Annotated in this window: 11 protein-coding genes; 3 read left to right on the top strand and 8 right to left on the bottom strand. The window is 69.3% G+C overall.

All coding sequences use genetic code 11. From position 1 onward, the window contains the following. The first annotated feature begins 58 nt into the window (after positions 1-58). Complete coding sequence (locus JI746_RS12845) at positions 59-1,459, top strand: cytochrome ubiquinol oxidase subunit I (RefSeq protein WP_201689941.1); 1,401 nt, start codon at positions 59-61, stop codon at positions 1,457-1,459. After that, positions 1,456-2,469 carry a cytochrome d ubiquinol oxidase subunit II gene (cydB, locus tag JI746_RS12840; RefSeq protein ID WP_201689940.1) on the top strand — a complete coding sequence of 338 codons (1,014 nt, stop codon included), beginning with the start codon at positions 1,456-1,458 and terminating at the stop codon, positions 2,467-2,469. Before JI746_RS12845 ends, cydB begins: the two co-directional genes overlap by 4 nt. Positions 2,470-2,628: 159 nt before the next feature. Here cydB and JI746_RS12835 read toward each other — a convergent pair whose 3' ends face one another. Beyond that, complete coding sequence (locus JI746_RS12835) at positions 2,629-3,906, bottom strand: acyl-CoA dehydrogenase family protein (RefSeq protein ID WP_201689938.1); 1,278 nt, start codon at positions 3,904-3,906, stop codon at positions 2,629-2,631. Between the two features lie 187 nt (positions 3,907-4,093). On the opposite strand from JI746_RS12835, the gene JI746_RS12830 reads away from it, so the two are divergent. Further along, positions 4,094-4,654: a hypothetical protein gene (locus tag JI746_RS12830; protein WP_201689936.1), complete on the top strand. Its 561-nt coding sequence runs from the start codon at positions 4,094-4,096 to the stop codon at positions 4,652-4,654. Here JI746_RS12830 and JI746_RS12825 read toward each other — a convergent pair whose 3' ends face one another. The 7 genes from JI746_RS12825 to JI746_RS12795 all read right to left on the bottom strand — a co-directional run bounded on the left by JI746_RS12825 (position 4,655) and on the right by JI746_RS12795 (position 11,712). Beyond that, positions 4,655-5,299 carry a DUF4130 domain-containing protein gene (locus JI746_RS12825; protein ID WP_201689934.1) on the bottom strand — a complete coding sequence of 215 codons (645 nt, stop codon included), beginning with the start codon at positions 5,297-5,299 and terminating at the stop codon, positions 4,655-4,657. It lies immediately after the preceding gene. A 115-nt stretch (positions 5,300-5,414) separates the two neighbouring features. Then, the gene (gene cysK / locus JI746_RS12820) at positions 5,415-6,335 is read right to left on the bottom strand and encodes a cysteine synthase A (RefSeq protein WP_201689933.1); all 921 of its coding nucleotides are present in this window, start codon (positions 6,333-6,335) and stop codon (positions 5,415-5,417) included. Positions 6,336-6,422: 87 nt separating this feature from the next. Continuing rightward, positions 6,423-6,785, bottom strand: coding sequence for a hypothetical protein (locus JI746_RS12815; protein ID WP_201689932.1), 363 nt, complete (start codon positions 6,783-6,785; stop codon positions 6,423-6,425). Positions 6,786-6,911: 126 nt separating this feature from the next. Further along, positions 6,912-8,447, bottom strand: a complete 1,536-nt coding sequence (locus JI746_RS12810; protein WP_201689931.1) for a malonate--CoA ligase — start codon at positions 8,445-8,447, stop codon at positions 6,912-6,914. A gap of 20 nt (positions 8,448-8,467) precedes the next feature. Further along, positions 8,468-9,247 carry an enoyl-CoA hydratase/isomerase family protein gene (locus tag JI746_RS12805; protein WP_201689930.1) on the bottom strand — a complete coding sequence of 260 codons (780 nt, stop codon included), beginning with the start codon at positions 9,245-9,247 and terminating at the stop codon, positions 8,468-8,470. 5 nt (positions 9,248-9,252) lie between these two features. Continuing rightward, entirely contained in the window at positions 9,253-10,248 is a 996-nt protein-coding gene (locus JI746_RS12800; protein WP_201689929.1) for a Bug family tripartite tricarboxylate transporter substrate binding protein, read from the bottom strand. Between the two features lie 60 nt (positions 10,249-10,308). After that, positions 10,309-11,712: a malonyl-CoA decarboxylase gene (locus tag JI746_RS12795; RefSeq protein WP_201689928.1), complete on the bottom strand. Its 1,404-nt coding sequence runs from the start codon at positions 11,710-11,712 to the stop codon at positions 10,309-10,311. Between the last annotated feature and the right edge of the window lie 164 nt (positions 11,713-11,876).

Here is an 11,876-nt window from a genome sequence, read left to right as displayed (position 1 = left end):
CGCCCCCCGGATCGGGCGGGCATGGCTACACTGCCCCAGGCTTCGCCATCGGGGTCCCATGGAAACAGTGTTCGGCATCGAAACGGTCCTGCTGTCCCGGATCCAGTTCGCCTTCACCATCGCGTTCCACATCGTCTTCCCGGCGTTCTCGATCGGGTTGTCGGCCTACATCGCCACGCTGGAGGTGGTCTGGCTCAAGACGGGCCAGCCGCACTTCCATACGCTGGCGCGCTTCTGGACCAAGATCTTCGCCGTCTCCTTCGCCATGGGCGTGGTCTCCGGCATCGTCATGGAGTACCAGATCGGCACCAACTGGAGCCGCTTCGGCGAGGTGGTCGGCAACACGCTGGCGCCGCTGTTCGCCTACGAGGTGCTGACCGCCTTCTTCCTGGAGGCGAGCTTCCTCGGCGTGATGCTGTTCGGGTGGAACCGCTTCCCCCCGTGGCTGCACACCATGGCCTGCGTATTCGTCGCGCTCGGCACCGCGCTGTCCGGCTTCTGGATCCTGGCCGCCAACAGCTGGATGCAGACCCCGGCCGGCCACGAAGTGCGCGACGGCATCGCCTACCCGGTGAGCTGGTTCCACGTCATCTTCAACCCCAGTTTCCCGTACCGCTTCGTGCACATGATGGTCGCCACCTACATCACGACCTCGATGGTGGTGGCGGCGACCGGGGCACGCTACCTGCTGGCCGGCCGCTATCCGCGGGAAGCGATGACGATGCTGCGCATGGGCCTGGGCATGCTGGCGCTGCTGGCGCCGCTGCAGGCCGTGGTGGGCGACCTGCACGGGCTCAACACGCTGGAGCACCAGCCCGCCAAGGTGGCGGCGATCGAGGCGCACTGGGAAGACACCGGCCCCGCCGACCTGGTGCTGTTCGCCTGGCCGGACATGCGGCAGGAGCGCAACCACTGGGAGATCGCCGTCCCGCGCCTGGGCAGCCTGATCCTCACCCACGACTGGAACGGCCGCTTCCAGGGCCTGCGTGAATTCCCGCGCGACCAGCGGCCGCCGGTGGCGCCGGTGTTCTTCGCCTTCCGTGCCATGGTCGGCCTGGGCCTGTTCATGATCGCGGTCGGCTGGTTTGGCGTCTGGCTGCTGTGGCGCCGGCGGATCGGAGGCCGGCGCTGGTTCCTGCGGCTGCTGCGCGTGTGCTGGCCGGTCGGCTTCGTCGCGCTGATCGCCGGCTGGGTCGTGACGGAGGTCGGCCGCCAGCCGTGGATCGCCTGGGGCATCCTGCGCACCGCCGACGCCGCTTCGCCGGTGAATGCGCTGCAGGTGTTCATCTCGCTGGCCCTCTTCGTGCTGGTGTACTTCGTCGTCTTCTCGATCGGCATCTGGTACATCAACCGCATGATCGGCAAGGGCCCGCAAGGCGAGGTGCCCGGGCCGGACACCCTGCCGAACCGGCCGCTGGCCGGCGGCCGGCCGCACGGCAACGAGGCGGTGCCCTCATGAACGGGCTGGCCGACACCCTGCCCGTCATCCTGGCGCTGGTGCTCGGGATGGCGGTGGTGCTGTATGTGGTGCTCGATGGCTTCGATCTCGGCATCGGGATGCTGTTCTTCCTCTATCCCGGCGAGGACGAGCGCGACCAGATCATGAATTCCGTTGCGCCGTTCTGGGACGGCAACGAGACCTGGCTGGTGCTCGGCGGCGTCACGCTGTGGACGGCCTTCCCCACGGCCTTCGCGATCATCCTGCCGGCCATGTACATCCCGGTGATGGTGCTGCTGCTGGCGCTGATCTTCCGCGGCGTGGCCTTCGAGTTCCGCTGGGTCGCCAAGCCGCGGCACCGGGCCTGGGACTGGTCCTTCGCGGTGGGCTCGACGCTGGGCGCGTTCGCGCAGGGGCTGGTGCTGGGCGGGATCGTGCAGGGCATTCCGGTGCGCGACCAGCAGTTCGCCGGCCATGCGCTGTCGTGGCTCTCGCCCTTCAGCATCATGTGCGGGCTGGCGGTCGTGACCGGCTACACGCTGCTGGGCGCCACCTGGCTGATGCTCAAGACCAGCGGCCCGGTGGAGGAGCGCGCGCGCAAGCTGGGGGTGCCGCTGCTGGCGGCGCTGCTCGCGTTCATCGTGGTCGTGAGCATCTGGACGCCGCTCATGTCGCCGCGCATCGCCGATCGCTGGTTCAGCGTGCCGAACGTCTTCTTCCTCGCGCAGGTGCCGGTCGCCACGCTGCTGTTCGCCTGGCTCTGCTGGCGCGGCATCCGGCGCGGCCAGCCGATCCTGCCCTTCGTGATGGCGGTGGGCCTCTTCCTGCTGGCGTTCTTCGGCCTGGTGATCTCCTGCATCCCCTACATCGTCCCGCCCTCGCTCACGATCTGGCAGGCGGCCGCGCATCCGGACTCGCAGATGTTCTACCTGGTCGGCGCCGCGATCCTGATCCCGATGATCCTGGCGTACACGGTGCTGGTGTTCTGGCTGTTCCGGGGGAAGTTGAAGCCGGGGGAGGGGTATCACTAGGATGCGTGGGCGCGTGGCTTCGCCATCCGGCCGTGGGACGTGGGTTCGCAGGCTGGCGGTGAACCGCGTCAGCGCGTGAACCCCAGCGCTTTCGCGCATCGCTGGGGTTCGCGCTTCGCGGCTCACCGCCAGCCTACGAAACGCGTGCGAAGCCGCCCATCAACGCAGCCGCACCGGTCCCGCCATCTGCTCCGGCGTCGTGAAGTACTCCGCCCACCGGCCGCGCTGCTCGCCGGCGTGCCGCAACTCGCCGCGCGCGATCGTGCGCAGGTGCACTTCGTCGGGGCCGTCCATGATGCGCAGCGCCCGGCCCCACGTGAACAGCCAGGCCAGCGGCGTGTCGGGCGACAGCCCCATCGCCCCGAACACCTGGATCGCGCGGTCCACCACGCGCATCTGCAGGCGCGCGGCCGCGACCTTGATGGCGGCGATCTGCTCGCGCAGGTCCGCAGGCGGCTGGGGCTGGTCGAGGGCCCAGGCCGTGCGCAGCACCAGCAGGCGCGCCATGTCGATCTCGATGCGCGAATCCGCCAGCCACTCCTGCACGTTGGCCTGCTGCGCCACCGGCTTGCCGAAGGCGCGCCGCTCCAGCGCGCGGTCGCAGGCCAGCGCCAGCGCCAGCTCGCACTGGCCGATGGTGCGCATGCAGTGGTGCACCCGCCCGGGCCCCAGGCGCGCCTGCGCCAGCGCGAAGCCCTCGCCCCACTCCCCCAGCAGGTTTGCCTGCGGCACGCGAACCTGCCTGAACACGATCTCGCAATGCCCTTCCGGCGCCGCATGCTGCAGGATGGGGATGTTGCGCACGACCTCGACGCCGGGCGCGTCCACGGGGACCAGCAGCAGCGAGTGCGCGCGGTGCCGTTCGCCCTCCGCCGCATCGGCATTGCGGCAGACCACGATCAGCAGCCTGCAGTCCGGGTTGGCCACGCCGGTCACGAACCACTTGCGGCCGCTCACCACCAGTTCGCGGCCCTCGCGCCGCACCTCGGTCTGCAGGTTGGTGGGATCGGACGATGCGACGTCCGGCTCCGACATCGCGAATGCGGAGCGGATCTCGCCCGCCAGCAGCGGCGCCAGCCAGCGCTCGCGCTGCGCCGTGCTGGCGTGGCGCAGCAGCAGCTCCATGTTGCCGCTGTCCGGCGCGTTGCAGTTGAACACCTCCGCCGCCCAGGGCAGCCGCCCCATGGCTTCGGCCAGCGGCGCGTAATCGAGGTGCGACAGCGCCGTGCCCGGGGCGTGCGCCGGCAGCCCCGGCAGGCACAGGTTCCACAGCCCCTCCTCGCGCGCCAGCGCGCGCAGGTCGGTCAGGAAGGCCGGCCGCTCGCCGCGCTGCGCGGCGGCATGCCAGGCGGCGTTGTGCGGCAGCAGGAAGCGCGCGTGGAAGGTCTCCAGCCGCGCCAGCCATTCGCGGGCGCGCGGCGAGGGCTCGAAATGCATGATGGCCGGCAGGAAATCGGGATCGCCCCATCTTGGTCGCGCGCCTCCTCATGCATACTGACGTGCGTCAAGCGCCGACCATCGTTTCCGCGCGGCCGTCCGGCGCAGGCGACGGGTTGCGCCGCCGGGCCGCAGCACAATTCGGCCACCCCGACAACCACCGAGGAGCGGTCCCCCGCGAGATGCCGTGCGCCTCCTGTCCGACCCCGATCTCCTCTACCCCCTGTGCCTGGTGGTGATCGCGCTCGTCATCGCCGGCGTGCTGTGGCGCATCCGCTGGTTGCGCGCACGCCGGCTGGCGCGCCGGCGCGCCGCGGGCTACCAGCTGATCGACTGCCTCAAGGCCTACACCTCCTGGATCGACTGGCATCGCGACGAAGGGGTGCAGCAGCAGACCCCCCAGGACAGCGCCCTGCCCGCCACGCTCGCGCAGGCCGTGGAGATCAAGGACGAGCACTTCCCCGAACTGACGGCGCTGATGCAGCAGTTGCTGCGCACGCACCATGAGCTGATGCACTACCTGCGCGAGGAGAACGCCCTGCGCATGGCGAAGGTCGCGCCGCTGCGCGCGCACTACGCCGATCCGCGCTACCACAACCTGCGCGACCGGCAGGATGCCGCGCTCGACAGCCTGTTCATGCGCTGCCGCCAGCTGATCGGGGATTCGGGCCAGGAGTGGCAGCGCACCCGCAGCGACTTCAGCTTCTCGGGCGACGCGACCGGGCTGTCCTCGCAACCGCCGGCCTGATCACTCCCAGGGCAGGCCTTCGAGGGCGCGGGCGCGCTCCTCGTCGCCCATGGGCTGGCCATCCTGCGTCGGCGCGAGCGCGGGCGCGCTCACCAGGCGCTGGCCGTCCCAGCGCATGCTGCGGTCAGGCGTGAGCAGCACCCAGTGGCTTTCCGGCTCGCGCTTGGCCAGCCACGCGCCGACCGTCTCGGCCACGTAATGCGCCGGCTCGTACCAGGCCACCCGGACCGACTCCTCGTGGACGGTGAGCGGGCGGAACTCCAGCCGCGCCTTCATCTTCTGGATGTCGCGCCGCACGGCCTGCGCCATCTGGCGCAGCCGCGCCAGGTCGGAGTCGGCCAGGTCGTGCCGCAGTTCGGGCTCGTAGATCAGGCGCCACAGCGACCGGTACAGCAGGTCGAAGCGCTGCGGATCGCGGTGCAGCACCACGAGTTCACTCATGCGGATGAAGGACTGGGGAATGATCGCGCGCGCCGCGCGGTTGCGGATGGCGGCGCGGCCGGACTCGAGATCTTCCTCTTCCACGGCTTGCGCAGGCGCTGCCGACCACTGCACCGTGTGCGGCGGCACCTGTTGCGCTAGCAGACGGGTGGCTTCGGCATGGAAGCCGGCGACATCGACCTGGTGATACAGCGGGACCTGCACGAGCAACTTCCTGAAGGCGGCTCCATTGTGCGCCGCGTTCACCACCCGCGGGGGCAATTGTTGCAACTTTCCGCCGCCCGCCCGGGAACCAAGTGACCGCTCGTGACCACACGCCTCAGCCGGCCGGCAGGAAGCCCTCGACGGAGAGGTAGCGCTCGCCCGTGTCGTAGTTGAAGCAGAGCACCGTCGAACCCGCCGGAATGTCCTTGAGCTTCTGCGCGACGGCGGCGAGTGCAGCGCCCGAGGAGATGCCGACGAGGATGCCTTCCTCGCGCGCGCAGCGGCGTGCCATCTCGCGGGCCGGTTCGGCGTCGACCTGGATCACGCCGTCGAGCAGTGCGGTGTCCATGATGGCGGGGACGAAGCCGGCGCCAAGCCCCTGGATCGGGTGCGGCCCGGGCTGGCCGCCGGAGAGCACCGGAGACTGCGTGGGCTCCACCGCCAGCACCTTCAGCTTCGGCCATTTCTGCTTGAGCACCTTGGCGCAGGCCGTGATGTGGCCGCCGGTGCCCACGCCCGTGATCAGGTAATCGACGCCCTGCGGGAAGTCCTCCGCGATCTCGCGGGCGGTGGTGCGCTCGTGGACCTCGAGGTTGGCGGGATTCTCGAACTGCTGCGGGATCCAGGCGTCCTTCGTCTGCTGCGCCAGTTCCTGCGCGCGCGCGATCGCGCCCTTCATGCCTTTCTCGCGCGGCGTCAGGTCGAAGGTGGCGCCATAGGCCAGCATCAGCCGCCGGCGCTCGATGGACATGCTGTCGGGCATCACCAGCACCAGCTTGTAGCCCTTGACGGCGGCCACCATGGCCAAGCCAATGCCGGTGTTGCCCGAGGTGGGCTCGATGATGGTGCCGCCGGGCTTGAGCTTGCCGCTCTTCTCCGCGTCCTCGATCATGGACAGCGCGATGCGGTCCTTGATCGAGCCGCCGGGATTCGCGCGCTCGGACTTCACCCACACCTCGTGCGAGTTGCCGAACAGGCGGTTGATCTTGATGTGCGGCGTGCGGCCGATGGTGTCGAGGACGCTGTTGGCTTTCATGCGGTGCTCCTGCTCCGGAAAGCGGCATTGTGGCGCAGGAATCGGTACTGCGCTGCCCCACCCGCCGGGTGCAACGGGTCGTGAGACTCAGGAGCGCTGGCTGACCGTGCGCAGGCAGCGCTCGCGCAGGGCGGCAATCGAATCGACATGCCGCGCACGCACGTCGGCGAGCCGCTCCTCCTGCAGGACGCCGGCCTGGGCGGGGTCGCGCCGCCAAAGCCAGTGCACCAGTTCGGAGTGCGCAATCAGCAATTCGAGCCAGTGCACCTGCACGTCCGGCAGCAAGGAGCTGTACATGCGTATGGCGTCCATCTGGTCGCTCACGTCGCGATACAGATCCATGTCGAGCCAGGTGCGAACGAGGCGCTCGCTGTCCTCGTCGTACTTCTCCAGGGCTGCGGCGAGCTGGATCAGGATGGCATCGAGGATCGGGGCGGCGGAAGCTGTCATCGCAGCGCGGGACGAGGAAAGATCCAGTGTAATTCAGCGTCCGCGTCGCGCCAGCGGGATTTGACGTAGCCCCACGCCCTCTCCGGCCCGCACGAGCCGCGCTGTGCCGGTTCCGTACCCAGCTCGCTACGTCCCTTGCTGGAACAGGCTCTTGTGTTCGTCGCGCAGCAGGTTCTTCTGCACCTTGCCCATGGTGTTGCGAGGCAGTTCCGGCACCACGAAGCAACGCTTGGGGATCTTGAAATTCGCGAGCTGCGATTTCAGCGTGGCGACGATCTGCTCACCGTCGATCTGCGTATCCGCCTTGGGCACCACGAGGGCCACGCCCACTTCCCCGAAGTCGGGATGCGGCACGCCCACCACCGCGCTTTCTGCGACGCCGGGCATGTCGTTGATGTAGCCCTCGATCTCCGCCGGGTACACGTTGTAGCCACCGCTGATGATCAGGTCCTTGCTGCGGCCGACGATCGTGACGTAGCGCAGTTCGTCGATCCTGCCCACGTCGCCGGTCTTGAACCAGCCATCCTCGGTGAACTCCTCCTTCGTCTTCTCCGGCATGCGCCAGTAGCCCTTGAAGACGTTGGGGCCCTTGACCTGGATGTTGCCGATCTCGCCGGCGGCAAGCGCGTTGCCCTGGTCGTCGCGCACGCGCACGCTCACGCCCGGCAGCGGGAAGCCGACGGTGCCGCCGCGGCGCTCGCCCTCCGCCTCGTGGTAGGGGTTGGAGGTGAGCATGATGGTTTCGCTCATGCCGTAGCGCTCGAGGATCGTGTGGCCGGTGCGCTCCTTCCAGGCGCTGAACGTCTCCATCAGCAGGGGCGCGGAGCCGGAGATGAACAGGCGCATGTTGCGGCAGGCCGGCTCGGTCAGCGCCGGTTCGGCCAGCATGCGCACGTACAGCGTGGGCACGCCCATGAACACGGTGGCATCGGGCAAGCGCTCGATCACCTTCTTCGGGTCGAACTTCGCCAGCCAGATCATCTTGCTGCCATTGAGCAGCGCGCCATGGATCGCGACGAACAGGCCGTGCACGTGGAAGATCGGCAGCGCATGGATCAGGACGTCGCCCTCGGTCCAGCCCCAGTAGTCCTTGAGCACTTCGGCGTTGGACAGCAGGTTGCCGTGCGTGAGCATCGCGCCCTTGCTGCGCCCGGTGGTGCCGCTGGTGTAGACGATGGCGGCGAGGTCGTCGGCAGATTTTTCCACCAGGGCGTGTTCGTCGGACTGCTGCGCCGCGCGCTCGAGCAGCGAGCCGCTGCGGTCGTCGCCCAGCGCGAACACGTGCTTCGTGCCGGCCTGGAACGCGATCTTGCTGACCCAGCCGAAGTTCGCCGGCGTGCACACCACGACCTCGGGTTCGGCATTGCCGACGAAGTAGTCGATCTCCGCCTTCTGGTAGGCGGTGTTCAGCGGCAGGAACACGTAGCCGGCGCGCAGCGTCGCCAGGTACAGCATCATGGCCTCGACCGACTTCTCCACCTGCACGGCGATGCGCGCGCCTTCCTGCAGGCCCAGCGAGGCGAGCAGGTTGGCGATCATCGCGGTGCCGCGATCGAGGTCGCGCCAGCTGTAATGCAGGCCGGTGTCGGTCTCCACGGCGACGCGGTCGAGGTCTTGCGGGAAGGCAGCGCGCAGCGCCGCGAACAGGTTGCGGTTTTCCATTTCGCTCGGGTCGGTCGGAATCAGAAGCGGGGTGGTCGTTTTTCGAGGAAGGCCGAGATGCCCTCGCGGTGCTCGGCGCTGGTGGCGTAATCGTACGCCCTGGCCAGGACGTCCTCCGGCAGGGGCGTGCCGGGAGGCTTGTCGGCCAGCCGCCGCAGCAGCCGCTTGTTCATGCGGGCCGCCTGCGGCGCGAGCTGCGCGACGCGTTCGGCGCTGGCGTCCACTTCGGTCGCGAGCCCTTCGTTGGGCACGACGCGGTGCAGGAAGCCGCGTGCCTTCATCTCGCGCGCATCGAGCTGCACGCCTTCGAGCAGCATCTCGCGCAGGGTGGCTTCGCCGGCGCGCGCGGCCACCAGCTGCAGTTCGCGCGGGGCCATCGGGAACCCGAGCCGGCCGATCGGCGCGCCGAAGCGGGCGCCGGTGCCAGCGATGCGGATGTCGCAGCAGCTGGCGATCTCGATGCCGGCGCCCATGCAGGCGCCTTCGATCCGCGCGATGACGGGGACCTCGCAGGCCAGCATCGCGGCCAGCCCGCCCCACACCTCGTCTTCGTGGAAGCGCCGCAGCGACTCGGGATCGAAGCGGAACGAGGGGTATTCGGCGATGTCGCCGCCGGCACAGAAGCTGCCGTTCTCGCCGCCGATGACCACGCAGCGCAGCACCGGATCCGACTGGACGCTCAGGAAGGCATCGCGCAGCTCGCGCCACATCGCACGCGACATGGCGTCGAGCTTGCCGGGGTGGGAGAGCGTGACGCGCCCGATGGCGCCCTGCGTGGCCAGCCGCACCTGTCCTGGCATCGCGCTCAATCCGCTTTGACGTTGGACGCCTTGACGACCTGCGCCCAGCGCTTGACTTCGCTGTCGATGAAGCCGGCGAACTGCTGCTGCGAGAGGTTCGGAAACTCGGCGCCCTGCCCGGCCCACACGGTCTTCAGCGCGTCGGACTGCACCGCCTTGCGGATTTCCTCGTGCATGCGCTGCTGGATCTCCGCCGGGGTGCCCTTGGGCGCCCACACGCCGTACCAGGTGGTGACCGTGTAATCCGGCAGGCCCACTTCGGAGGCGGCGGGCACGTCGGGGAAGGCCGCGACGCGCTTGTTGCCGCTGACCATCAGCGCCTTGATGCGGCCGCCCTTGATGTGCGCGGCGGAAGAGCCCAGGCCGTCGAACATCAGGTCGGCACTGCCGGTGATCAGGTCCTGCAGCGCCGGGCCGGCGCCGCGGTACGGGATGTGGGTGATGAAGGTCTTGGTCTGCAGCTTGAACAGCTCGCCCGCCAGGTGGTGCGAGGTGCCGTTGCCGGCCGAGGCGTAGTTGTACTTGCCCGGGTTGGACTTCATCAGCGCGACGAATTCCTTGAAGTCCCTGGCCGCGACGCGCTGCGGATTGACCACCAGCACCTGCGGCACGCGCGCCACCAGCGAGATCGGCACCAGGTCCTTCTGCAGGTCGTAGTCGAGCCGCGGATAGATGGAGGGGGCGATCGTGTGGTGCACCGCCCCCATGAAGAAGTTGTAGCCGTCCGGCGCGGCGCGCGAGGCGAGCGTGGCGCCGACGGTGCCGCCGGCACCGCCCTTGTTGTCGATCACCAGTTGCTGCCGCGTCTGCTGCGCGAACTGCGCGGCCAGCGGACGCGCGAAGGCATCGGTGCCGCCGCCGGCGGGGAAGGGAACGATCATCTGCACGGGCTTGGCGGGCCAGCCGGAAGCTTGGGCGTGCACGAGGGGCACCGCGCCCACGGCGCTGGCGGCAGCGGCCGCGCGCAGGACATGGCGCCGGGTCAGGCGAAGGGACTGCATCTGTTGTTCTTTCCTTTGAAAAGCGACGTGCGACTGCCTTGCGGCGGTCGCACGTAGCCCTCAACGGTACAGGTCTTCGATGGCCGCCGACATCGGGATTTCTCCCTGCGACAGGAGCGTGCGGTGCTTGTCGAGCCGCCGGATGTCGTAGAGGTAGTTGACCATGAGCCCGAACGACTGCTTGAGGCCCTTGGCGGAGGGGTCGCCGGCCCAGTTCAGGCGTTCGACGCGCGCGCCGTTGCCCAGGTGGAAGCGCGCGACCGGATCGAGCGGCTTGCCATCGTGCAGTTCCCCGCCCAGGTAGCGCGCGGCCCAGGACAGGAGTTCCTGGCGCTCGGGCGACTTCGGCCCCAGTTCCAGCGGCTTGTCCCAGGCGGCGAGCTTCTCGGGCGCCACCTGCCTGGCCAGCCACGCGCGCAGGCCCGGGATCGGCGACAGCGTGCAGAAGGTCTTGAGCCGGGGAAACTCCTCCTGCAGGGTCTCGACCACGCGCTTGATCAGCGAATCGCCGAAGCTCACCCCGCGCAGGCCGGTCTGGCAGTTGCTGATGGAGTAGAAGATCGCCGTGGTCGCCCTGGACAGGTCCGCCGCCGCCGCGGTCTCGTCCAGCAGCGGCGTGATGGAGTCGGAGATACTGTCGGTGAGCGCCACCTCGACGAAGATCAGCGGGTCGCCATCGAGCTTGGGGTGGAAGAAGCCGTAGCAGCGGCGGTCGCTGTCCAGGCGGTTCTTCAGGTCCGCCCAGCTGCGGATGTCGTGCACCGCCTCGTACTTGATCAGCTTCTCGAGCAGCGAGGCCGGCGAATCCCAGGACAGCCGGCGCAACTCGAGGAAGGCGACATCGAACCAGGTGGAGAACAGCGTTTCGAGCTCCGCGTCGAGCGGCAGCAGGCGCTTGTCGGACTTGAGTTGCGGCAGCAGTTCGGCCCGCAGGTCGACCAGGAAGCGCATGCCTTCCGGGAAGGCGGCGAAGCGCTGCATCAGGCGCGCACGCGGCGACAGCAGCGCGCGGCGCAGCCGGATTTCGGCCGCGCCCTCTTCGGGCGTGCCCTGCGCAGCCTCGTAGTGTCCGCGGGCGGCGGTGATCTTCTTCGGGTCGGGCCCGAAGTGCTCGCTCATGAGGAGCCAGGCGTCGCGCCGCTGCTCCACGCTCGCCGTGCGGTACCACAGCGCGAAGTCCCTGGCGCGCCGGCCCCCCTCGACCTCGCTGACGCGCGGATCGACGACGGCCTGCAGTTCCGCCAGCGTGCGGCGCAGCACGCGGGGCGAGAGCGCCTCCTGGCCACGCCGCAAGGTGGCCTGCAGGCGCTCGCGCGTGCTGCGGCCGGCGGGCGCGGCCGGGGTCGCCGGAGCCGGGGAAGAGGCCCCGACCTTGGGCTCGCGCGCCGCACCGCCGGCGGCCCTGAGCTCGAAGCCGGGCCGCCACAGGGCAATCCCGCGGGAGATCCAGTCGACAGGGCTCATGGGACCGCCTTTGCTGAGATGTTGGTGATCGAGCGATGCAACGCCCATGCCAGCCGCCTTCCGGGGCGTGCGCAGGACGGCACGGGTGAGTTCAATGTACCGAGAAACCCGAACGCGTGGCAGCGACGGCGGGCTGCGGACGGCGCCGCGAGCGTTCGTCCGAC

This window comes from Ramlibacter alkalitolerans (assembly GCF_016722765.1).
Classification (GTDB): domain Bacteria; phylum Pseudomonadota; class Gammaproteobacteria; order Burkholderiales; family Burkholderiaceae_C; genus Ramlibacter; species Ramlibacter alkalitolerans.
The sequence above is the reverse complement of the archived record's forward strand: the minus strand, read 5'-3'. Positions and strand labels throughout refer to the sequence as shown.